20 protein-coding genes and 1 tRNA gene are annotated in these 22,941 nt (G+C 69.4%); 11 read left to right on the top strand and 10 right to left on the bottom strand.

Annotated features, from left to right (window positions below):
- Positions 1 to 143: 143 nt before the first annotated feature.
- The 8 genes from ACFWV2_RS00415 to rpmH all read right to left on the bottom strand — a co-directional run bounded on the left by ACFWV2_RS00415 (position 144) and on the right by rpmH (position 6,106).
- Positions 144 to 1,244: a ParB/RepB/Spo0J family partition protein gene (locus ACFWV2_RS00415; protein WP_384399429.1), complete on the bottom strand. Its 1,101-nt coding sequence runs from the start codon at positions 1,242 to 1,244 to the stop codon at positions 144 to 146.
- A complete protein-coding gene (locus tag ACFWV2_RS00420; RefSeq protein ID WP_384400301.1) occupies positions 1,241 to 2,317 on the bottom strand; it encodes a ParA family protein in 1,077 nt (358 codons plus the stop codon). Before ACFWV2_RS00420 ends, ACFWV2_RS00415 begins: the two co-directional genes overlap by 4 nt.
- A 236-nt stretch (positions 2,318 to 2,553) precedes the next feature.
- A complete protein-coding gene (gene rsmG, locus ACFWV2_RS00425; RefSeq protein ID WP_384399432.1) occupies positions 2,554 to 3,270 on the bottom strand; it encodes a 16S rRNA (guanine(527)-N(7))-methyltransferase RsmG in 717 nt (238 codons plus the stop codon).
- A 117-nt stretch (positions 3,271 to 3,387) separates the two neighbouring features.
- Positions 3,388 to 3,900 (bottom strand): protein jag, encoded by a 513-nt coding sequence (locus ACFWV2_RS00430; protein WP_384399435.1) that lies wholly within the window; start codon positions 3,898 to 3,900, stop codon positions 3,388 to 3,390.
- A 29-nt stretch (positions 3,901 to 3,929) separates the two neighbouring features.
- On the bottom strand, positions 3,930 to 5,249 hold the full coding sequence (gene yidC, locus ACFWV2_RS00435) for a membrane protein insertase YidC (protein WP_384399438.1): 1,320 nt from the start codon (positions 5,247 to 5,249) through the stop codon (positions 3,930 to 3,932).
- 3 nt (positions 5,250 to 5,252) lie between these two features.
- On the bottom strand, positions 5,253 to 5,579 hold the full coding sequence (gene yidD / locus ACFWV2_RS00440) for a membrane protein insertion efficiency factor YidD (RefSeq protein ID WP_015034858.1): 327 nt from the start codon (positions 5,577 to 5,579) through the stop codon (positions 5,253 to 5,255).
- Complete coding sequence (gene rnpA / locus ACFWV2_RS00445; RefSeq protein ID WP_384399441.1) at positions 5,576 to 5,947, bottom strand: ribonuclease P protein component; 372 nt, start codon at positions 5,945 to 5,947, stop codon at positions 5,576 to 5,578. The genes yidD and rnpA overlap by 4 nt, the downstream gene beginning before the upstream one ends.
- A gap of 21 nt (positions 5,948 to 5,968) precedes the next feature.
- On the bottom strand, positions 5,969 to 6,106 hold the full coding sequence (gene rpmH / locus ACFWV2_RS00450) for a 50S ribosomal protein L34 (RefSeq protein ID WP_030205020.1): 138 nt from the start codon (positions 6,104 to 6,106) through the stop codon (positions 5,969 to 5,971).
- 396 nt (positions 6,107 to 6,502) lie between these two features.
- Between rpmH and dnaA the strand changes: the two genes are divergently transcribed.
- The 11 genes from dnaA to ACFWV2_RS00505 all read left to right on the top strand — a co-directional run bounded on the left by dnaA (position 6,503) and on the right by ACFWV2_RS00505 (position 20,884).
- Entirely contained in the window at positions 6,503 to 8,257 is a 1,755-nt protein-coding gene (gene dnaA / locus ACFWV2_RS00455; RefSeq protein ID WP_384399445.1) for a chromosomal replication initiator protein DnaA, read from the top strand.
- Between the two features lie 839 nt (positions 8,258 to 9,096).
- Positions 9,097 to 10,227, top strand: coding sequence for a DNA polymerase III subunit beta (gene dnaN, locus ACFWV2_RS00460; protein WP_360788208.1), 1,131 nt, complete (start codon positions 9,097 to 9,099; stop codon positions 10,225 to 10,227).
- A gap of 109 nt (positions 10,228 to 10,336) precedes the next feature.
- Positions 10,337 to 11,215, top strand: a complete 879-nt coding sequence (gene gnd / locus ACFWV2_RS00465; RefSeq protein WP_384399448.1) for a phosphogluconate dehydrogenase (NAD(+)-dependent, decarboxylating) — start codon at positions 10,337 to 10,339, stop codon at positions 11,213 to 11,215.
- Positions 11,216 to 11,275: 60 nt separating this feature from the next.
- Positions 11,276 to 12,397 (top strand): DNA replication/repair protein RecF, encoded by a 1,122-nt coding sequence (gene recF, locus ACFWV2_RS00470; RefSeq protein WP_384399451.1) that lies wholly within the window; start codon positions 11,276 to 11,278, stop codon positions 12,395 to 12,397.
- Complete coding sequence (locus ACFWV2_RS00475) at positions 12,394 to 12,963, top strand: DUF721 domain-containing protein (protein ID WP_384399454.1); 570 nt, start codon at positions 12,394 to 12,396, stop codon at positions 12,961 to 12,963. Before recF ends, ACFWV2_RS00475 begins: the two co-directional genes overlap by 4 nt.
- Positions 12,964 to 13,545: 582 nt before the next feature.
- The gene (gyrB, locus tag ACFWV2_RS00480) at positions 13,546 to 15,573 is read left to right on the top strand and encodes a DNA topoisomerase (ATP-hydrolyzing) subunit B (protein WP_384399457.1); all 2,028 of its coding nucleotides are present in this window, start codon (positions 13,546 to 13,548) and stop codon (positions 15,571 to 15,573) included.
- A gap of 41 nt (positions 15,574 to 15,614) precedes the next feature.
- Positions 15,615 to 18,242 (top strand): DNA gyrase subunit A, encoded by a 2,628-nt coding sequence (gene gyrA, locus ACFWV2_RS00485; protein ID WP_384399460.1) that lies wholly within the window; start codon positions 15,615 to 15,617, stop codon positions 18,240 to 18,242.
- A gap of 4 nt (positions 18,243 to 18,246) precedes the next feature.
- The gene (locus ACFWV2_RS00490) at positions 18,247 to 18,909 is read left to right on the top strand and encodes a DUF3566 domain-containing protein (protein ID WP_384399463.1); all 663 of its coding nucleotides are present in this window, start codon (positions 18,247 to 18,249) and stop codon (positions 18,907 to 18,909) included.
- Positions 18,910 to 19,007: 98 nt separating this feature from the next.
- Positions 19,008 to 19,081: transfer RNA gene (locus ACFWV2_RS00495), tRNA-Ile, on the top strand.
- A gap of 190 nt (positions 19,082 to 19,271) precedes the next feature.
- Entirely contained in the window at positions 19,272 to 19,406 is a 135-nt protein-coding gene (locus ACFWV2_RS00500; protein ID WP_003958712.1) for a DLW-39 family protein, read from the top strand.
- 104 nt (positions 19,407 to 19,510) lie between these two features.
- On the top strand, positions 19,511 to 20,884 hold the full coding sequence (locus tag ACFWV2_RS00505) for a hypothetical protein (RefSeq protein WP_384399466.1): 1,374 nt from the start codon (positions 19,511 to 19,513) through the stop codon (positions 20,882 to 20,884).
- Positions 20,885 to 20,908: 24 nt separating this feature from the next.
- On the opposite strand, the gene ACFWV2_RS00510 is transcribed toward ACFWV2_RS00505, so the two are convergent.
- Together ACFWV2_RS00510 and ACFWV2_RS00515 are read right to left on the bottom strand one after the other, a co-directional pair.
- Positions 20,909 to 22,324 (bottom strand): protein kinase, encoded by a 1,416-nt coding sequence (locus ACFWV2_RS00510; RefSeq protein ID WP_384399469.1) that lies wholly within the window; start codon positions 22,322 to 22,324, stop codon positions 20,909 to 20,911.
- A gap of 60 nt (positions 22,325 to 22,384) precedes the next feature.
- Complete coding sequence (locus tag ACFWV2_RS00515; RefSeq protein ID WP_360788235.1) at positions 22,385 to 22,933, bottom strand: DNA-binding protein; 549 nt, start codon at positions 22,931 to 22,933, stop codon at positions 22,385 to 22,387.
- Between the last annotated feature and the right edge of the window lie 8 nt (positions 22,934 to 22,941).

A 22,941-nucleotide genomic window follows, 5' to 3' on the forward strand; every position in this document is an offset into this window, starting at 1 on the left:
CCCACTCGTTCTCCTAATCCCCCCTTCTCACCTTTATCTAACTGCCCCGGGCGGCCCCCCCCCACCCCCACCCCGGGGGGGGGGGGTCCGGTTCCCCCCCCCCCCCCCCCCCGCCCTGGGCGGCCTTGAAGGCTGCGGGAAACTCAGCCCTCCGCGCCCGGAGCAGCGTTCTTCTGGTCCAGCACCCGGCCCTCGCCGGGAGCGAGCGTCGAGAGGATCCGTTCCAGATCCTCCATCGAGGCGAACTCGACGACGATCTTGCCCTTCTTCTGCCCCAGGTCGACCTTCACCCGGGTCTCGAACCGGTCCGAGAGCCGGGAGGCGAGGTCCGTCAGCGCGGGCGAGACCCGGCCGCCCGCGCGCGGGCCCTTCGGCTTGACCGGACCGACGGGCTCCTCGGAGCCCATGAGGCTCACGATCTCCTCGACACTGCGCACCGAGAGGCCCTCGGACACGATCCGGTAGGCCAGCTTGTCCTGGGACTCGGGGTCCTCCACGCCGAGCAGGGCCCGCGCGTGACCGGCGGACAGCACCCCGGCGGCAACCCTCCGCTGCACCGGCGGCGAGAGCCGCAGGAGACGCAGTGTGTTGGAGATCTGCGGGCGGGACCGGCCGATGCGCTCCGCGAGCTGGTCATGGGTGCAGCCGAAGTCCTTCAGGAGCTGCTCGTAGGCGTGAGCCTCTTCGATCGCGTTCAGCTGGGCACGGTGGAGGTTCTCCAGGAGGGCGTCCAGGAGCATCTTCTCGTCGTCGGTGTCCCGGACGATCGCCGGAATCCGCTCAAGACCCGCCGCCTTCGACGCCCTCAGGCGACGCTCACCCATGACGAGCTCGTAGCGCTCGCCATCGACCTTGCGCACGACCACGGGCTGGAGGAGGCCGACCTCCTTGATGGAGATGACGAGCTCCGCCAAGGCGTCCTCGTCGAAGACCTCACGCGGCTGGTGCCGATTGGGAACGATGGCATCGAGCGGAAGCTCGGTGAAATAGGCCCCGGTCGGCGGCTCCGGCCGGAGCAGCGGCTCCGCTTCGTTCCACGACGGTGTGGACTCCGGCGACCGCGCACTCTGCGGGAGTGTCGCCAGCTTCGCCGCCGCCACCCCGCGATCAGAAGGCATGGCGGGAACCGCACCGGGGGAGGTCACGCCCGCCCCGACACCGGCTGCCGACGTCTGTCGTTCCTGGGGAGCAGCGGGAATCAGAGCACCGAGCCCACGCCCCAATCCCCTACGTCGCTCACTCACTGGATCCCCTCCGACATGCTGCGCTGGTTGTTCTGGTGCCCGACATGGGCGTGCTGCGGGTCATAGTGCACGGCGGCCCCCCGCAGAGCGATCTCACGAGCCGCCTCGAGATACGACAGGGCGCCACTGGAACCCGGGTCATAGGTGAGGACCGTCTGACCGTAACTCGGGGCTTCCGAGATACGGACGGACCTCGGGATGCTGGTCCGCAGCACCTCGTCGGCGAAGTGGGTGCGCACCTCGTCGGCGACCTGGGAGGCGAGCCTCGTCCGGCCGTCGTACATGGTGAGCAGGATCGTGGAGACGTGGAGTGCGGGGTTGAGGTGTCCCCGCACCAGGTCGACGTTCCTCAGGAGCTGGCCGAGCCCCTCCAGCGCGTAGTACTCGCACTGGATCGGGATCAGCACCTCGGCTCCGGCCACCATGGCGTTGACCGTGAGCAGACCGAGCGAGGGCGGGCAGTCGATGAGGATGTAGTCCAGCGGCTGCTCATAAGCCTGGATCGCCCGCTGGAGGCGACTCTCTCGCGCCACCAGGGACACCAGCTCGATCTCCGCGCCGGCCAGGTCGATGGTGGCGGGGGCGCAGAAGAGGCCCTCGACGTCCATGACCGGCTGCACCACATCGGAAAGCGGCTTGCTGTCGACAAGGACGTCGTAGATCGAGGGGACCTCGGCGTGGTGGTCGATGCCGAGTGCCGTGGAGGCGTTGCCCTGCGGGTCCAGGTCGATGACGAGGACCCGGGCACCGTGCAGAGCCAGGGACGCGGCAAGGTTGACCGTCGTGGTCGTCTTGCCCACGCCGCCCTTCTGATTGGCAACCACCATCACGCGAGTCTGCGCCGGGCGGGGAAGTCCCTCACCGGCACGACCCAAGGCTTCTACTGCCAGCTGGGCAGCACGACCAATGGGGGTGTCGTCCATCGGGGGCGGTGTTTCACGTGAAACATCCTCCCCCACCGATTCGGTTCGGGGACCGGGGACCGGATCGGTCATCGGTCCCGCGATGTTGGCGTCGGACCGCAAGGATTCACTCTCCTCGGCTTCAGGCTCGCGATGGGGAGAGCCTGCCATGCTTTCAGGGTCATGAACCAGCGAGGCCGGTGGTTCTGTGGGTGAATCCACCTCTGTGGACATCTTCGTAACCCTCGCGGGTGGCTTCACACGGAGTCGACGGTCCCGGGGCGTGGCGGCCGCGCGACCGCGGCTGATGATCCCCTGCAGCAGTGAGCGACGTTTCACGTGAAACACCATGCCCCTGCCGTTCGTCCCGGGCCGGTCGACACTCCGAAATGGTACGTAGGGGACAGTCAGCGGCGTCGGCGAGTTTTGCTCGTCCGGGCCGCCTTGGCCCGCTTGGCCGCGAACCGTACCCCGCCCGGGCTCTCGCCGACTTCCACCCGGACCACGGTGGACAGCGGATCGACGATTCCCTCGCCCACGTGCAGCACCGAGGTCGCCACCACACCGAGTCGGGAGAGCGCCGCGCGGGCACCGCTGATCTCCTCCTCCGCGGTGTCGCCCTTGAGCGCGAGCATCTCTCCGTACGGGCGCAGCAGGGGAACCCCCCAGCCGGCGAGGCGGTCCAGCGGCGCCACCGCGCGAGCGGTCACCACATGGACGGGCGTGATCTTGCCGAGCATCTCCTCCGCGCGTCCCCTGGCCACGGTGACGTGGTCGAGGCCGAGCATCTCGACGACCTCCTGGAGGAAGTTCGTCCGGCGAAGCAGCGGCTCCAGGAGCGTGATCTTCAGGTCGGGCCGGACCAGCGCCAGGGGGATGCCGGGAAGGCCGGCGCCCGAGCCCACGTCGCAGACGGTGACGCCTTCGGGGACGACCTCCGAGAGGACAGCACAGTTCAACAGGTGGCGTTCCCACAGTCGCGGGACCTCGCGGGGGCCGATCAGACCCCGCTTCACACCCGCGTCCGCGAGCAGCTCGGCATACCGCACGGCCTCTGGGAAGTGCTGGCCGAAGACTGTCCGTGCCTGCTCCGGAGCCTCGGGGAGCTCCGCTGCCTCCGTCACGGGAACCGTCCTTCCGTACCGCACGCTTCGCGTGCGAGCGCACTGTGGTGGCTGACTATCGGGCTGACAAAGATCGGCCCCGCCTGTGAACAGACGGGGCCGACACTACGTGAGGGTTCAGGCCGGGAGCACAACGACGAAGCGCTGGGGCTCCTCGCCCTCGGACTCGCTGCGCAGACCGGCGGAGGCGATCGCGTCATGCACGACCTTGCGCTCGAACGGCGTCATCGGGTCCAGCTTGACCGGCTGCCCGGTGGACTTCACCTCGGACGCGGCCTTGGCGCCCAGCTCGGCGAGCTCGGTGCGCTTCTGGGCACGGAAGCCGGCGATGTCGAGCATCAGGCGGCTGCGGTCACCCGTCTCCCGGTGCACGGCGAGGCGGGTCAGCTCCTGGAGGGCCTCCAGGACCTCACCGTCGCGGCCCACGAGCTTCTGCAGCTCACGGCTGCTGGAGTCGCTGATGATCGAGACCGCGGCCCGGTCCGCCTCGACGTCCATGTCGATGTCGCCGTCGAGGTCGGCGATGTCGAGCAGACCTTCGAGGTAGTCGGCCGCGATCTCACCCTCCTGCTCGAGGCGGGTCAGGGTGTCGCCACCCTCGGCGGCGGCGGAGATGGTGCCTTCCGTCACGGATGGACTCCTTCTTGCTTCGGCGAGGCTTACTTCTTGGAGGACGGGTGCTTGGGCCGCTGCTGGCCCTTGCGCTGACCGGACTTGCCCTGGCGGGAGCCTCCGGAGTTGGCACGGCTCGGACGCGCGGGCTTGTCGCCTGCCTCGTCCTTCGAGTCGCCCTTGGCGTCGGTCGCGGCCGGACCCTGAGGCTTCTTCTCGAGCGAGGTGGTCACCTCTCCGGCGGCCGGCTCGGAGACTCCCTCGGTGTCCTTGGCCATGGCCTGAGCCGCGGCGGCCTGGCGCTGGGCCTTGGTCTGGCGCTTGGGCTGCTGGCGCCTGGCGGCGGCACCGCCCTCGGCCTCGGTCTCGATCGTGTCGCTCTTGATCACCGTGCCGTCGGCCTGGGCGGCGAAGCCCGCCTTGGTCAGACCCGAGAAGAAGCGGCGCTCGTTCTCGTTGCGGTCGCTGCTGCTCTTGGCGACGATCATCTTGACGATGGTCTTCCGGCGACGACCGCGGACCTCGCCGTGCGTGGTGATGCTCTTCAGCAGGCGCTGGAGGTAGGAGTCCTGCGCCTTGCTGCCCGGGGTCGGGTTCTGGTTGATCACGTACATCTGCTGGCCCATGGTCCACACGTTGGTGGTCAGCCAGTAGACGAGGACGCCGACGGGGAAGTTGATGCCCATGACGGCGAAGATCACCGGGAAGATGTACATGAGCATCTTCTGCTGCTGCATGTACGGGGTCTTCACCGAGAGGTCGACGTTCTTCATCATCAGCTGGCGCTGGGTGAAGAACTGCGAGGCCGACATCATGATGATCATGATCGCGGTGACGATCCGGACCGAGGTGATCGAAGCGTCCAGAGCGGCGACATCGGCGGCACTGTCCGTGAACTTCGAGGCCAGCGGAGCGCCGAAGATGTGCGCCTGCCGGGCGCTGTCGAGCAGCGACTGGTTGATGACGCCGACCGTGTCGCCCTCGGCGATGTTGGACAGCACGTGGTACAGGGCGAAGAAGAACGGCGACTGCGCCAGGATGGGAAGGCACGAGGAGAGCGGGTTGGTACCCGTCTCCTTGTACAGCTTCATCATCTCTTCGGACTGACGCTGCTTGTCGCTCTTGTAGCGCTCCTGGATCGCCTTCATCTTGGGCTGGAGCGCCTGCATGTTCCGCGTCGACTTGATCTGCTTGACGAACAGCGGAATCAGACAGATACGGATCAGCACCACCAGGCACACGATCGACAGGCCCCAGGCCCAGCCCGTGTCAGGGCCGAAGATCGCCCCGAACAGCTTGTGGAACTGGACGATCACCCATGAGACAGGTGTGGTGATGAAGCTGAAAAAACTGGCAATCGTGTCCACTAATCAGGCTCCTTGAGCATTGGGCGAGGTCTCTGCGGCCGGGCTCGTCTCGGCGGTGGACCCGCCCTTGTCGCCGCGCAGCGCGTTCCTCAGCATTTCGTGCCAGCGGGGGCGCTTACGCGGGGGGACGTGGTCCACACCACCGGGCGACCACGGGTTGCACCGCAGGATGCGCCAGGCGGTCAGGGCCGTGCCCTTGATCGCGCCATGCCGGTCGATGGCCGTGAATCCATAGTGGGAACACGACGGGTAGTACCGGCAGACGGGGCCCAGGAGCGGGCTGATCGTCCACTGGTACAGCTTGATGAGAGCCAGCAGCGGGTACTTCATCGCGCGCCCCCTCCCAGCAGCCGCTGGAGAGCGGCGTCCAGGTCTCGGGCCAGCTGTGCGTGGTCGGCGTCGCCGGCTCCGGGCAACGCCCGTACGACCACCAGGCTACCGGGGGGCAGCTCGGTGAGCCGGTCGCGGACGAGATGGCGCAGACGACGCTTCACCTGGTTGCGTACGACCGCCCCGCCCACGGCTTTGCTCACGACGAAACCCGCACGCGTCGGGGGAACGCTCTCCCCAGGCGCGTGCGGGCTCGTTGCACCGCTGCGTAGGTGGACGACGAGGAGCGGGCGACCGGCCCGGCGACCTCGGCGTACCGCGGTTGCGAAGTCCTCGCGCCGCCTCAGCCGATTCTCGGTAGGCAGCACGTCATGACCTGTTAAGGCAGATCAGGCGGACAGCTCGGAGCGACCCTTGGAACGGCGGTTCGCAAGGATGGCTCGACCGGCACGCGTACGCATCCGCAGGCGGAAGCCGTGGGTCTTGGCGCGACGACGGTTGTTCGGCTGGAAGGTGCGCTTGCTCACTCGGGGGCTCCAGAAATGATTCGTAGATGGCGGGACATCGCCTGGCTGTCACCGTGCGCCCACGAGTAGCTCGCAATACGCCCGAGTGCACCGCTTCACGATCACAGACCGTGATCTTTGCCCATCGGAGGCAGGCGGCAGCAGCCATCGACAACTCGACCTGGTTACGGTACGCGCGGCTACGCCATCCGGTCAAACCGACCTGTCGCCGCCCTCCATTGTGCACAGGCTGTGGACAACAACTTGAACCACGTCAGCCGCCGCGACTACCGTGGATGGACTCCGACCTCTTTTCCGTTCTGTCCTCACCTGTCCTCCTGGACCCGTCCTCACGGACATCGACCCACCGTCCCCCGAGAACCACACCATCGGGGGACCCGCGAGAAAGCGTGCCCTGTGGCTGACGTACCTGCCGATCTTGCCGCAGTGTGGCCACGCGTCCTCGAGCACCTCCTCGCCGAGGGCCAGCAGGGAATCGAGCCCAAGGACAAGCAGTGGATCGAGCGCTGCCAGCCGCTGGCCCTGGTCGCGGACACCGCGCTCCTCGCCGTGCCCAACGAGTGGGGCAAGCGCGTCCTCGAAGGCCGGCTCGCTCCATTGATCAGCGAGACCCTGAGCCGTGAGTGCGGCCGCACAATCCGGATCGCGATCACCGTCGACGACTCCGTAGGCGAGCCGACCCCGCCGGCGCCGCCCGTGCAGCAGTCCCGCTACGACGAGCGCGGCCAGCCGGAGCCGTACGAGAAGTACGAGGGATACGGCCACCGGCCGATGCCCGACGACGGGCTGCCCACCGCACGCCCCGCCTACCCGGACTACTCACAGCAGCGGCCCGATCTCGGCGCCTGGCCGCGCACCCAGGAGGACCTCTGGCAGCAGCCCCGGATGGGCGGCTACCAGGAGCGGGCTCCGTACACCGGTCCCGAGCAGCCGAGGCAGTCGCGATACGACGAGGCGCCCCGGGGTTACGAGTCGCAGCGGCCCGAGCGCGGCGAGCTGCCCGACCCCCAGAACCACGGGGGCCGTCCCGGCCCCCGTCCCGGCGGTCCCGGGGGCGGGCCGGGCGGGGGCCACGGCTCCTCGTCCTCCGCGCAGGGCTCCGGCGCTCCCGGCGAGCAGCACGCGCGGCTGAACCCGCGGTACCTCTTCGACACCTTCGTCATCGGTTCCTCGAACCGCTTCGCGCACGCGGCCGCCGTCGCGGTGGCCGAGGCGCCGGCGAAGGCGTACAACCCGCTCTTCATCTACGGCGAGTCGGGCCTCGGCAAGACCCATCTGCTGCACGCGATCGGACACTACGCGCGGAGCCTCTACCCCGGCACGCGCGTGCGGTACGTGAGCTCCGAGGAGTTCACGAACGAGTTCATCAACTCGATCCGCGACGGCAAGGGCGACGCCTTCCGCAAGCGCTACCGCGATGTGGACATCCTGCTCGTCGACGACATCCAGTTCCTCGCGAGCAAGGAGTCGACGCAGGAGGAGTTCTTCCACACCTTCAACACCCTGCACAACGCGAACAAGCAGATCGTGCTCTCCTCGGACCGGCCGCCCCGACAGCTGGTGACCCTGGAGGACCGGCTCCGCAACCGCTTCGAGTGGGGTCTTACCACCGACGTCCAGCCGCCCGAGTTGGAGACGCGCATCGCGATCCTCCGCAAGAAGGCGGTGCAGGAGCAGCTCAACGCCCCGCCGGAGGTGCTGGAGTTCATCGCGTCCCGGATCTCGCGGAACATCCGTGAGCTGGAGGGCGCGCTGATCCGGGTGACGGCGTTCGCGAGCCTCAACCGGCAGCCGGTGGACCTGGGTCTGACCGAGATCGTCCTCAAGGACCTCATCCCGGGTGGCGAGGACTCGTCGCCGGAGATCACGGCGCCGGCGATCATGGCGGCGACGGCGGACTACTTCGGTCTGACGGTGGAGGACCTCTGCGGATCCTCGCGCAGCCGTGTCCTGGTGACGGCCCGGCAGATCGCCATGTACCTGTGCCGCGAGCTGACGGACCTGTCGTTGCCGAAGATCGGCGCGCAGTTCGGCGGCCGTGACCATACGACGGTGATGCACGCGGACCGGAAGATCCGCGCGCTGATGGCCGAGCGGCGCTCCATCTACAACCAGGTCACCGAGCTCACCAACCGCATCAAGAACGGCTGACGCTCGCCTCAGCAGCCTCCGAAGGGCGCCCCGGGACACCTCCCGGGGCGCCCTTCGGCGTCTCCGGAGCCCTTCCGCGGGGTGGTGCACGGCTGTGCACGACGCCGGGGCGGCGGCCCGGCTGTTCGATTACTCCGTTCCGGTGGCGGGTTCTCCACAGATTGGGGGATGATCTCCCGTCCACAGGGTGGGGACTGTCGAGTTATCCCGATCGTGTCCACAGGAAGGTCTGGTGACAGACCATCACCCCAGGTCAGACCCTTGTGGAATTGTTGGTAAAAGATCTCCACAGGCTGTGGATGAATCTTTCGTCCACAGGGCTGTCCGAGGGTTGTCCACCGGCCGCCCACAGGCTGAGGTCCGTTGCCCACAGCTTCTCCACACCCCTGTCCACTGTTCGGCAACGAATCGCCCCCTCTCACCGCGTCGAGTGAAAGCGGTCACACCAAGGAGGACGGTTGGGCTGTGGGGAACCGGGGTAAAGCTGGGGACAGCGCTGGGGAGAACTCCCCGTGGCCTGTGTACGGGGTGTGCAGAACTTTCGGGTGTCCACAGAGACCCCGAGTTGTCCACCGGGTTCACCCACAGGCTCGGTGGACAAAAAATCGGGTCTGACCTGCAAAAACGGGGTTATCCACCGTTTCCACAGGCCCTACTACTACTCCCACATAGAGTTAGCCCGGAATCCGCTTCGAAGTGGGGCCTGTGCACAACTCGGCGTCGGAGCTCCGACGCGCTCTCGTCCCGACTTGACCCCGAGCAGCACCGAGTGTCGGCGGCGTACGTCAGACTGGTTCTCGCAGTCGACGAAGAGCCAGCAACAGCAGGAGGCGGTTCCGGTGAAGATCCGGGTGGAGCGCGATGTACTCGCGGAGGCGGTGGCCTGGGTGGCCCGCAGCCTCCCGGCCCGTCCGCCGGCGCCCGTGCTCGCGGGCCTTCTGCTGAAGGCCGAGGACGGCGCACTGAGCTTCTCGAGCTTCGACTACGAGGTCTCGGCCCGCGTCTCCGTCGAGGCGGAGGTCGAGGAGGACGGCACCGTCCTGGTCTCCGGCCGACTGCTCGCCGACATCTGCCGCGCCCTCCCCAACCGGCCCGTGGAGATCTCCACAGACGGTGTACGGGCGACGGTGGTCTGCGGCTCCTCCCGCTTCACCCTCCACACGCTGCCTGTGGAGGAGTACCCGGCGCTGCCGGAGATGCCCACCGCGACCGGCACCGTCCCCGGTGAGGTCTTCGCCTCCGCCGCCGCGCAGGTGGCCATCGCCGCCGGCCGTGACGACACGCTGCCGGTGCTCACCGGTGTGCGCATCGAGATCGAGGGCGACACGGTCACCCTGGCCTCCACCGACCGCTACCGCTTCGCGGTCCGCGAGTTCATGTGGAAGCCCGAGTCCCCGGACGCCTCCGCGGTCGCCCTGGTGCCCGCGAAGACCCTCCTGGACACCGCCAAGGCGCTCACCAGTGGCGACACCGTCACCCTGGCTCTCTCCGGCTCCGGCAAGGGCGAGGGCCTCATCGGCTTCGAGGGCGCGGGCCGCCGCACCACGACCCGGCTGCTCGAAGGCGACCTGCCGAAGTACCGGACGCTCTTCCCCACCGAGTTCAACTCGGTCGCGGTGATCGAGACCGCCCCGTTCGTCGAGGCCGTCAAGCGTGTGGCCCTGGTGGCCGAGCGCAACACCCCGGTCCGGCTGAGCTTCGAGCAGGGCGTGCTGATCCTGGAGGCGGGCTCCAGCGACGACGCACAGGCTGTGGAGCGGGTCGACGCGCAGCTGGAGGGCGACGACATCTCGATCGCCTTCAACCCGACCTTCCTCCTGGACGGTCTCAGCGCGATCGACTCCCCGGTCGCCCAGCTCTCCTTCACGACCTCCACGAAGCCGGCGCTGCTGAGCGGGAAGCCGGCCCTGGACGCCGAGGCGGACGAGGCCTACAAGTACCTGATCATGCCGGTGCGACTCTCCGGATGACCCCTCCGGGGCGGCCGTCGACTGAGCGGCTGACCCCACAGGTGTGCACCCGGGTCCCGGCGTAGGCTCGGACCCGGGTAAACCGCACACGACGCTTAAGGAATCTCTGATGGAGCTCGGTCTCGTCGGTCTCGGCAAGATGGGCGGCAACATGCGCGAGCGCATCCGCCGCGCAGGCCACACCGTCATCGGATACGACCGCAACCCGGACCTCGCCGATGTCCACAGCCTCGAAGAGCTTGTGGGCAAGCTCAAGGGGCCCCGCGTCGTGTGGGTCATGGTTCCGGCCGGTGCCGCGACCCAGTCCACCGTCGACGAGCTGGCCGCCCTGCTCTCCCCCGGCGACATCGTCGTGGACGGCGGGAACTCGCGCTGGACGGACGACGAGAAGCACGCCGAGGAGCTGGCGGCCAAGGGCATCGGCTTCGTCGACTGCGGTGTCTCCGGCGGCGTCTGGGGCCTGGAGAACGGCTACGCGCTGATGTACGGCGGCGACGCCGAGAACGTGGCGAGGGTCCAGCCGATCTTCGACGCGCTCAAGCCCGAGGGCGAGTTCGGCTCGGTCCACGCGGGCAAGGTCGGCGCCGGCCACTTCGCGAAGATGGTCCACAACGGCATCGAGTACGCGATGATGCAGGCCTACGCCGAGGGCTGGGAGCTCCTGGAGAAGGTCGACTCCGTCACCGACGTGCGTGAGGTCTTCCGCTCCTGGCAGGAGGGCACGGTCATCCGTTCCTGGCTGCTCGACCTCGCGGTGAACGCCCTGGACGAGGACGAGCACCTGGAGCAGCTCCGCGGCTTCGCCCAGGACTCCGGCGAGGGCCGGTGGACCGTCGAGGCCGCCATCGACAACGCCGTACCGCTGCCGGCGATCACCGCGTCGCTGTTCGCGCGGTTCGCCTCGCGGCAGGACGACTCCCCGCAGATGAAGATGATCGCCGCGCTGCGCAACCAGTTCGGTGGCCACGCGGTCGAGTCCAAGAAGTAATCCACAGGCTGTGCGCCCCGCGGTGCACAGCCGCCGGGGGAAGAAGGTCGGCGCCCAACCATGCACGTCACGCATCTGTCGCTGGCCGACTTCCGCTCCTACGCCCGGGTCGAGGTCCCGCTCGACCCGGGCGTCACCGCTTTCGTGGGTGCCAATGGCCAGGGCAAGACCAATCTGGTCGAGGCCGTCGGCTATCTCGCGACCCTTTCCAGCCACCGCGTCGCCTCCGACGCGCCGCTCGTCCGGATGGGCGCCGAGCGTGCGGTCATCCGCGCCGCCGTCACCCAGGGCGAGCGTTCCCAGCTGATCGAGCTCGAACTCAACCCGGGTCGGGCCAACCGTGCCCGTATCAACAGGTCCTCGCAGGTCAGACCGCGTGACGTGCTCGGCATCGTACGGACCGTGCTGTTCGCGCCCGAGGACCTCGCCCTGGTGAAGGGCGATCCCGGCGAGCGCCGGCGCTTCCTCGACGAGCTGATCACGGCGCGCACGCCGCGCATGGCCGGCGTGCGCTCCGACTACGACCGCGTGCTCAAGCAGCGCAACACGCTCCTGAAGTCCGCCGCCATGGCCCGACGGCACGGCGGCCGCGGCATGGACCTCTCCACCCTGGACGTCTGGGACCAGCACCTGGCGCGGGTCGGAGCCGAGCTGCTCGCCCAGCGGCTGGATCTGATCGCCGTACTGCAGCCGCTCGCGGACAAGGCGTACGACCAGCTGGCGCCCGCAGGCGGACCGATTCTGCTGGAGTACCGACCCTCCGCGCCCGGCACCGGGCACACCCGCGAGGAGCTGTACGAACAGCTGATCGCCGCCCTCGCCGACGTGCGCAAGCAGGAGATCGAGCGGGGCGTCACGCTGGTCGGGCCGCACCGGGACGAGCTGCTGCTCAAGCTCGGCGAGTTGCCGGCGAAGGGATACGCCAGTCATGGCGAGTCCTGGTCGTACGCGCTGGCGCTGCGGCTCGCCTCGTACGACCTGCTGCGGTCCGAGGGCAACGAGCCGGTCCTCGTCCTCGACGACGTCTTCGCCGAGCTGGACGCGCGGCGCCGCGAGCGGCTCGCGGAGCTGGTGGCGGGCGGCGAGCAGGTGCTCGTGACGGCGGCCGTGGACGACGACGTCCCGGCGGTCCTGGCGGGGGCGCGGTACGAGGTGGGCGGCGGGACGGTGGAACGGGTATGAGCGAGGAACACCGTCCACAGCCTGTGGACACACCTTTGCCGACGACGCCTTCGGTGCCCGAGGCCTCGGGTGTCGACCTCGCCCGGGTAGCGCTGCGCGCCGCCAAGGAGCAGGCCAAGGCCAAGGGCGCGGCCGCCCAGCAGAAGAAGCAGGCCCGGCGCGGAGGCGGACTGCGCTCCGGCGCGCGCGCCGACGGACGCGACCCCATGGCCCTCGGTGCGGCGATCAACCGGCTGATCACCGAGCGCGGGTGGGAGACGCCGGCCGCCGTCGGCGGGGTGATGGGCCGCTGGCCGCAGATCGTCGGCGAGGACCTGGCGAAGCACTGCGTACCGCTGAAGTTCGACGACGAGCCGGACGCGCGCGTGCTCACCGTGCAGTGCGACTCGACGGCCTGGGCGACGCAGCTGCGGCTGCTGGCGCCCCGGCTCGTGGCCCGTCTCAACGAGGACCTCGGCCATGGGACGGTGCGGGTGATCAAGGTGCTGGGACCGGGGGCGCCGCGGCGGGGGTACGGGCCGCTCAGGGCGCCGGGGTCGGTGGGGCCCGGGGACACGTACGGGTAGCAGCGGGCGGGGCGGACCGCGGGGCGCGACCTCGGCACCTCGGGGCGCGGGTCCGGGCCGAGGGCCGCCGCGCGGGGGCGTCGTGCCCACCCGTTCCACCCTGCGGAACGTATGCCCACAACGCGGTGGTGCGGACGCCCACAACCCGGGGCGCGGATGCCCGCGACGCCGTAGGTACGACGCCGACAACGCGGGACGCGGATGCCCGCGACGCCGTCGGCCGGGACGTCCCCAGCGCGCGGATGGAGGCGCCCACAGCGCCCCCCACAGCGCCTCCCGCGCCGCCCCCGCGACGCCCCCGCGACGCCCTCCGCAAGGCGCCCGCCCCGCGGCCGGTCCGATGCTCTCGGCGGGTGGCACTCGCCGTCACAGCCCGAAGCGCTGGGTGGCCGTCAGAGGGCTCTGGAGCCCCTGTCCGGATATGGGGAGTCGTCTCGCTCCCGCTCAGGGCGGCACATGCGGACTCAGGGACCGGCAAACCCCCATGAGTGTCAGCGCTACCGGTAGACTGGAAGACAATCCCGCCACCCTGCGGAACATGTCGAACGACGCAGCCGCTCCCGTATGCCCGGAGAACGGCCTGTGCTGTGCCAGAAAGGGCGCTTCGTGGCCGATTCCGGCAACCCCAACGAGAACAACCAGTACACCGCCAACAACATCCAGGTTCTCGAAGGCCTGGATGCCGTGCGTAAGCGCCCTGGCATGTACATCGGCTCGACCGGCGAGCGCGGTCTGCACCACATGGTGCAGGAGGTCGTCGACAACTCGGTCGACGAAGCCCTGGCCGGCCACGCCGACACCATCGACGTGACGATCCTGCCCGACGGCGGCGTCCGCGTCATCGACAACGGTCGTGGCATCCCGGTGGGCATCGTGGCCTCCGAGGGCAAGCCGGCCGTCGAGGTCGTGCTGACCGTGCTGCACGCGGGCGGCAAGTTCGGCGGCGGCGGCTACGCCGTCTCCGGCGGTCTGCACGGTGTCGGTGTGTCGGTCGTGAACGCCCTGTCCACCAAGGTCTCCGTCGAGATCAGGACGGACGGCCACCGCTGGACGCAGGACTACAAGATGGGCGTCCCGACGGCCCCGCTGGTCCAGCACGAGGCGACCGAGGAGACCGGCACGTCGGTCACCTTCTGGGCCGACCCGGACATCTTCGAGACCACCGAGTACTCCTTCGAGACGCTCGCGCGCCGCTTCCAGGAGATGGCCTTCCTCAACAAGGGCCTCACCCTGACGCTCACGGACGAGCGCGAGTCGGCGAAGGCCACGGTCGGCGCGGACGACCCCGAGGCGGAGGCCGCCGAGCCCACCGCGCGCACGGTGAAGTACCACTACGAGGGCGGCATCGTCGACTTCGTGAAGTACCTCAACTCGCGCAAGGGCGAGCTGATCCACCCCACCGTGATCGACCTGGAGGCGGAGGACAAGGACAAGGCCCTGTCCCTCGAGGTCGCGATGCAGTGGAACAGCGGCTACACCGAGGGCGTGTACTCGTTCGCCAACATCATCCACACCCACGAGGGCGGCACGCACGAGGAGGGCTTCCGTGCGGCGCTGACCTCGCTGATCAACAAGTACGCGCGCGACAAGAAGCACCTCCGTGAGAAGGACGACAACCTCACGGGCGACGACATCCGCGAGGGTCTGACCGCGATCATCTCGGTCAAGCTGAGCGAGCCGCAGTTCGAGGGCCAGACCAAGACCAAGCTGGGCAACACGGAGGCGAAGACCTTCGTCCAGAAGGCGGTCTACGAGCACCTCAACGACTGGCTGGACCGCAACCCGGTCGAGGCCGCGGACATCGTCCGCAAGTCCATCCAGGCCGCCACCGCGCGCGTGGCCGCCCGCAAGGCGCGCGACCTGACCCGTCGTAAGGGCCTCCTGGAGTCGGCGTCGCTGCCGGGCAAGCTCTCCGACTGCCAGTCGAACGACCCGGCCAAGTGCGAGATCTTCATCGTCGAGGGCGACTCCGCCGGCGGCTCGGCCAAGTCCGGCCGCAACCCGATGTACCAGGCCATCCTGCCGATCCGCGGCAAGATCCTGAACGTCGAGAAGGCCAGGATCGACAAGATCCTGCAGAACACCGAGGTCCAGGCGCTGATCTCGGCCTTCGGTACCGGGGTCCACGAGGACTTCGACATCGAGAAGCTCCGCTATCACAAGATCATCCTGATGGCGGACGCCGACGTCGACGGCCAGCACATCAACACCCTCCTGCTGACCTTCCTCTTCCGCTTCATGCGGCCGCTGGTCGAAGCCGGTCACGTCTACCTCTCCCGCCCGCCGCTCTACAAGATCAAGTGGGGCCGGGACGACTTCGAGTACGCGTACTCGGACCGCGAGCGGGACGCGCTCGTCGAGCTCGGCAAGCAGAGCGGCAAGCGGATCAGGGAAGACTCGATCCAGCGCTTCAAGGGTCTCGGCGAGATGAACGCCGAGGAGCTGCGCATCACCACCATGGACGTCGACCACCGCGTGCTCGGCCAGGTCACCCTGGACGACGCCGCGCAGGCCGACGACCTGTTCTCGGTGCTGATGGGCGAGGACGTCGAGGCACGCCGCTCGTTCATCCAGCGCAACGCCAAGGACGTTCGCTTCCTCGACATCTGAGTCGGTCTCAGCTGACCGTAAGAAAGGACTGACGACCAGCAATGGCCGACGAAACCACGCCGACCGGCACCACCGAAGAGCAGGAGCCCGTGCTGCGGATCGAGCCCGTCGGGCTCGAGACCGAGATGCAGCGCTCGTACCTCGACTACGCGATGTCCGTCATCGTGTCCCGCGCGCTGCCCGACGTCCGGGACGGCCTCAAGCCCGTCCACCGCCGCGTGCTGTACGCGATGTACGACGGCGGCTACCGGCCCGAGAAGGGCTTCTACAAGTGCGCCCGCGTCGTCGGCGACGTCATGGGTACGTACCACCCGCACGGCGACTCCTCGATCTACGACGCGCTCGTCCGCCTCGCCCAGCCCTGGTCGATGCGGATGCCGCTCGTGGACTCCAACGGCAACTTCGGTTCCCCGGGCAACGACCCGGCCGCCGCCATGCGGTACACCGAGTGCAAGCTCATGACGCTGTCGATGGAGATGCTCCGGGACATCGACGAGGAGACCGTCGACTTCCAGGACAACTACGACGGCCGCAACCAGGAGCCGACGGTCCTGCCGGCCCGCTTCCCGAACCTGCTGATCAACGGCAGCGCCGGCATCGCGGTCGGCATGGCCACCAACATCCCGCCGCACAACCTGCGCGAGGTCGCGGCCGGCGCCCAGTGGGCGCTCGAGCACCCCGAGGCCACCCACGAGGAACTCCTCGACGCCCTCATCGAGCGGATCAAGGGCCCGGACTTCCCCACCGGCGCGCTCGTCGTCGGCCGCAAGGGCATCGAGGAGGCGTACCGCACCGGCCGTGGCTCGATCACGATGCGCGCGGTCGTCGAGGTCGAGGAGATCCAGAACCGCCAGTGCCTGGTGGTCACGGAGCTGCCGTACCAGACCAACCCGGACAACCTCGCGCAGAAGATCGCCGACCTGGTGAAGGACGGCAAGATCGGCGGCATCGCCGACGTCCGCGACGAGACCTCGTCCCGGACCGGCCAGCGCCTCGTCATCGTGCTCAAGCGCGACGCCGTCGCCAAGGTCGTCCTCAACAACCTGTACAAGCACACCGACCTCCAGACGAACTTCGGCGCGAACATGCTGGCGCTCGTCGACGGCGTGCCGCGCACCCTCTCGCTCGACGCGTTCATCCGGCACTGGGTGACGCACCAGATCGAGGTCATCGTCCGCCGGACGAAGTTCCGGCTGCGCAAGGCCGAGGAGCGCGCCCACATCCTGCGCGGTCTGCTCAAGGCGCTCGACGCGATCGACGAGGTCATCGCGCTCATCCGGCGCAGTGACACCGTCGAGGTCGCGCGCGGGGGCCTGATGGACCTCCTCCAGATCGACGAGATCCAGGCCAACGCGATCCTGGAGATGCAGCTCCGCCGGCTCGCCGCCCTGGAGCGCCAGAAGATCGTCGCCGAGCACGACGAACTCCAGGCGAAGATCAACGAGTACAACGCGATCCTGGCCTCTCCCGAGCGTCAGCGCTCGATCGTCAGCGAGGAGCTCGCCGCGCTCGTCGAGAAGTTCGGCGACGACCGGCGCTCCAAGCTCGTGCCCTTCGACGGTGACATGTCCATCGAGGACCTGATCGCCGAGGAGGACATCGTCGTCACCATCTCGCGCGGTGGCTACGTGAAGCGGACGAAGACCGAGGACTACCGCTCGCAGAAGCGCGGCGGCAAGGGCGTGCGCGGCACGAAGCTGAAGCAGGACGACATCGTCGACCACTTCTTCGTCTCCACGACCCACCACTGGCTGCTCTTCTTCACCAACAAGGGCCGGGTCTACCGGGCCAAGGCGTACGAGCTGCCCGACGCCGGCCGGGACGCGCGCGGCCAGCACGTGGCGAACCTGCTCGCCTTCCAGCCGGACGAGCAGATCGCCCAGATCCTGGCGATCCGCGACTACGAGGCCACGCCGTACCTGGTGCTCGCCACCAAGGGCGGTCTGGTCAAGAAGACGGCCCTGAAGGACTACGACTCGCCACGCGCGGGCGGTGTCATCGCGATCAACCTCCGGGAGACGGCGGACGGCAGCGACGACGAGCTGATCGGGGCCGAGCTGGTCTCGGCCGAGGACGATCTGCTGCTCATCAGCAAGAAGGCGCAGTCGATCCGCTTCACCGCCACGGACGACGCGCTGCGTCCGATGGGACGCGCCACTTCGGGCGTCAAGGGGATGAGTTTCCGCGCGGACGACGAGCTGCTCTCGATGAATGTCGTCCGGCCCGGTACGTTCGTCTTCACCGCGACCGACGGCGGGTACGCGAAGCGCACCCCCGTCGACGAGTACCGCGTCCAGGGCCGTGGCGGCCTCGGTATCAAGGCCGCCAAGATCGTGGAGGACCGCGGCTCGCTCGTGGGCGCGCTGGTGGTCGAGGAGACGGATGAGATCCTCGCCATCACGCTGTCCGGCGGTGTGATTCGTACGCGAGTCAACGAAGTCAGGGAGACCGGCCGTGACACGATGGGCGTCCAGCTGATCAACCTGGGCAAGCGCGATGCCGTCGTCGGCATCGCACGGAACGCCGAGGCCGGCAGCGACGAGGACGTCGAGGACGTGGACGACGCCATCGACGCCGAGGGCGCCGTGGAGGCGTCCGAGGCCGCGGTGGTCGAGACCGAGGCAGCAGCCGAGGGCACGGAGCCCTCGGCCGGGGAGCACGAGGAGTAAGAGCGTGAGTGGAGCCACGGGCGCCGGATCGGCGGCCGCCGGAGCTTCTGCCAGTGCTGGAGCGAACGGCGCCCGTGGCTCCGCCACGGACTCCCAGGGGGTTGCGGTGACGGACAATCGGGGGCAGCAGCCCTCGTACGAGACCTACAACGGGCCGCTGCCCGGCGAGCGCGCGGGAGCGCAGCAGCCGGGCGGGCCGTACCACCCGCCGCAGGCGTACGGTGCTCCGGCGCCGGGCGGCCAGGCGGGTACCGCGGCCGTGCGCCGGCCGCGGACGGGCGCGCGGACGACGCCCCGGACGCGCAAGGCACGGCTGCGGGTGGCCAAGGCCGATCCGTGGTCGGTGATGAAGGTGAGCTTCCTGCTCTCCATCGCCCTGGGCATCTGCACGGTCGTCGCGGCGGCCGTGCTGTGGATGGTCATGGACGCCATGGGCGTCTTCTCGACGGTCGGCGGCACGATCAGCGAGGCCACGGGCTCGAACGAGTCCAACGGCTTCGACCTGCAGTCGTTCCTGTCGCTGCCGCGGGTGCTGATGTTCACCTCGGTGATCGCCGTGATCGACGTGGTCCTGATGACCGCCCTGGCGACCCTGGGCGCGTTCATCTACAACCTGTCGGCCGGCTTCGTGGGCGGTGTCGAGCTGACGCTCGCCGAGGACGAGTAGGACGCGCGGGGCCGGTCCGACAACGGATTTTGGGACTGGCCCCCACGTGCGCTAATCTTCAGGAGTCAGCGCGCGGGACACACACCGCACAGCGCGGCGGGGCTATAGCTCAGTTGGTTAGAGCGCATCCCTGATAAGGATGAGGCCACAGGTTCAAATCCTGTTAGCCCCACAGTATCGATCGACCCGGACGGTTCCTCCGTCCGGGTCGATCTGTTTTCCGGGGTGCGGGGAGGGTTTGAACGCGAGTGGGGTTTGAACGCGGGAGGGTCTGAAGCTCGTACAGATCACCGATTGGTATCGGTCGATGTGTAGAGTGGGCGTCAGAAGTCTCCTACGTCAACGAAAGACGAGGTCGCGCGGTGAAGAAGCTGCTCCTGGTCGCACTGGCCGCCATCGGCGGGCTCCTCGTGTACCGCCAGATCCAGGCGGATCGCGCCGAGCAGGACCTGTGGACGGAGGCGACCGACTCCGTGCCCGCAGGTTCGGGTGTGTGAGACGAAGACCGTCTGTGGGTGAAGCCCCGGCCGCGCGTGAGCGGGCCGGGGCTTCGCTTTGCCTGAGCGAAGCGGCGACTTGCTTGAGTGAAAAGGAGAAGCGGGTGGGGACGCGGGTCGGCATCGGCCGGAGGGCGGGGGCCCTGATCACGGCGGTCGCGGCCATGGGAGCGGTGGCGGCGCTGCCCGGTCAGGCGCTCGCGGCGCTGCCGGGCCAGGGGGCTACGGCGCTGCCTGGTCAGGGGGTTGAGGCGCTGCCTGGTCAGGCGGTTGGGGCCGAGGGCACCGGCGGGGGCGGGCTTCCGCCGTACGCGTTCGACAGCACGGCCCAGCAGGTCGAGGGAGCCGCTTCGAGCGCGGACGCGGCTCAGCTGCGGACAGGGCAGACCTACCGCGACGCGCTCAGGAAGAACGGCAAGGTCTACTACCGGGTCGACCTCGACGACAAGCGGAACGCGTACGTGTCCGTGGTCGCCGTCCCGAAACCCGGCGGCAAGGTCGACCACGGCGACGGCGTCAAGATCAGCATGCAGGACAGCTCCGGCATCGACTGCGGCTACCAGCAGGTCAACTTCTCGTCGGCCGAGTACCCCCGCCCGCTCGCCGCGTACGCCCGACGGATCGTCGACGCGGACAGTTCCCTCTGCCGGCGGCCGGGCGCCTACTACGTGCTGATCGAGCGTGAGTCCAAGCCGACCTCGAGTCCGGACGACTGGGAACTCGAGATCAGGTACGCCGCCGAGCCGCCGCTCAGGAAGGCCGGGCCGACGGAGCTTCCCGAGGTCTGGGCCTCCGGCACCCCCGCACCCCCCGCGGGCGGTCCGAGGAAGCGCCAGGGAGGCGCGGGCGTCCACGACGCCACGTCGCTGGAGCAGGGCGAGTGGCGGTCCGACATCCGGCCGGGGCAGACGCTCTTCTACCGCGTCCCCGTCGACTGGGGGCAGCAGCTCTTCGCCAGTGCCGAACTCGGCAGCAGCGCCGCGGGCGACGAGTACATCGGCAACGCCCTCGTCCTCTCCCTGGAGAACCCGGCGCTCGGGCACGTCGACGAGAACACCGCGAGCTACGTCGGGAAGCCCTCGACCCTGGCGCTCGACGCGCTGCGGCCGGTGGCCCACGAGAACCGCGTCTCGTACCAGGACGCGACCAGCGGCATGCGGTTCGCCGGCTGGTACTACCTGTCCGCCACGCTCAGCCCGGCGGTCGCGGAGGAGTACGGGGCCGGACCGGTGCCGCTGACGCTGCGGGTCTCCCTGCGGGGCGGCGCGAAGCCGGGGCCCGGGTACGACGGTGACCCCGGACCGTTCACGGTGACCGCCGACGACAGGGAGGCCGCCGCGAACGGCGCCGGCGGGGCGCGGGCGGCGGAGCGGGACGGCTCGATGCGTGTCGTCGCGGCGGCCGGCATCGGCAGCGGGACGGTACTGCTGCTCGGCCTCGGCGCGTGGACCGTGATGGCGCGACGGCGGGCCGCGTAGGGCTCGGGTGCGGGCGCGGCCGGTTCAGGTCCGGGTGAGGGCCCAGAAGCCGACCGCGAAGCACGCGAGCGCGAGCAGGAGGACCGGGATCGCCACCGTCGGGGGCGGTCCCGGTCGTCGTACGGGCGCGGGGGACGCGTGCCCCGTGAGCGGGCTGGGTTCGGTGTACGCCGGTGCCAGGTGCTGCCCGGGAACCTGATCGGGGCGAGCGGTGTATGGATGAGTAGGGGCCGGTCCGTACGGCGCCGCGGGCAGGGGGGCCTGTGCGAAGGAGGGGGCCGGATGGACGACCGGCGGGGGCAGGTGGAAGCTGCCCGTCTCGGAGGGACCGGGCGGCGGCGCGGTCGCGGGGGACGCGCCGGGGTGGGGTGCGACGGGGTGTGGGGGCTGGTACTGCGGCTGTGGGGGCTGCTGCGGGGGCGGTACGGGGGTGGGAACGGGCGACGGTACGGCCTCGGGGGCGGCGGTGGCGTCCTCGGCGGCCCGCGGGGGTGTGACGGGGGCGCCGGCGGCGTCCGTGGGCCCGGCGCGACCTGCGGGGCTGGGGGGACTGGTAGGACTGGTGGGCCCCTGGGGGCCGAAGCCGGACGGCAGGGGGCCGAGCTGGTCGAAGATCTCGACCGGCTGCTCGTCCGTGGGCGGCTCGGGAAGCATCTCGACGGCGGCGGACAGCGCCTTGCGCGCCCCCGTGGCGGTCCGGAAGCGGGCCTGCGGATCGGGCTGGAGCAGCCCGGCGAGCACCTGCCAGAGGGGCTCCGGGACGCCCTGGGGGGCGCTGGGAGTGCCGTGCGTGAGGAAGTGCGCGACCAGAGCCTGGGAGTCCGGCCTGCGGCCCTGGAGCAGATAGAGGGCGACCAGGCCGACGGCGAAGAGGTCGGCGGTGAAGTCCGGCTCGGCGCCGAGGAGCTGCTCGGGCGCGAAGTATCCGGGCGTGCCCACGACGTGGTTGGTCTCGGTGAGGCGCGGCTCGCCCTTGCGCATGGAGATGCCGAAGTCGGAGAGCCGCAGATGGGGCCGACCGGTGCCGGTGACGTCCATGAGGATGTTGGCGGGCTTGATGTCCCGGTGGACGACCCCTTCGGCGTGCACCGTGGCCAGGCCCGAGAGCAGCTGGTCCAGCAGGACGCAGACGAACCGGGGCGGCAGCGCGCCGTAGTCGCCGATGACGTGGGCCAGGGAGCCGCCGGCGACCAGGTCCATGGTGAACAGGACCTTGTCGTCGTCGGCGGCCCAGCTGGCCGGAGCGAGGACGTGCGGATGATCGATCCGGAGCGCCTGCTCGCGGACGAAGCGGAGCAAGGTGTGCGCGTCGCTCTGCAGAAGCACCTTGGCCGCCACATAGCGGCGGCGACGGTGGTCCCAGGCACGCCACACCGCGCCCGCCCCACCCCGCCCGATCGGGTCGACCAGCTCGTACCGACCAGCGAAGACCTCACCCATCGTGCTGCGTCCGCTCCCCGTTGGTCGTCTCTCGGCGATGCCGGCCGGCTGCCGCCCGCGTCAGTTCTGGTGCGACTCGTAGTGGGCGACCGCGTCCGCGGTGCGCCCGGCCCCGTACACCCGGAGGAACTCTGCCAGTTCCGGGTGGGCCGGGGCGAGGGAGTCCGCCGCGTCGATGATGTCGCCCGCCGCCGCTACGGAGCGCAGAAGGGACTGGATCTCGCGGACCACCCGGCGCACGGTCGGAGCGCCGGGGCCGGTGCTCGGCTGGCCCGTGCTGGTGAGGACGGAGCCGCCCTGCGACTTCTTGACCTCGTCCATCCGGTCGGTGGCCTCGGCGGCACTCACACTGCCGTCGGCGACCTGCACGGCGAGTTCCTGAAGGGCCTGGACCCGCTGGACGACGGCCGGGTTGCCGATCTTCGCGCGCTGGCCGCTCATCAGCTGGGACAGCATGGGCGCGGAGAGCCCGAGCACGGCCGCCAGCCTGGCCTGGTTGAGCCCGAGATCGTCGATCAGCCGACGGAAGAGCGCCCCCAACGGCTCTCCGTACCAACTGCGCTGAAGCTCTCTGGCTCTGGCCGTGGCTTCCTGCTGCGCTGCGTCCATTACGTCTC

The sequence above is a fragment of the Streptomyces sp. NPDC058671 genome (assembly GCF_042716475.1).
Taxonomy (GTDB): Bacteria; Actinomycetota; Actinomycetes; order Streptomycetales; family Streptomycetaceae; genus Streptomyces.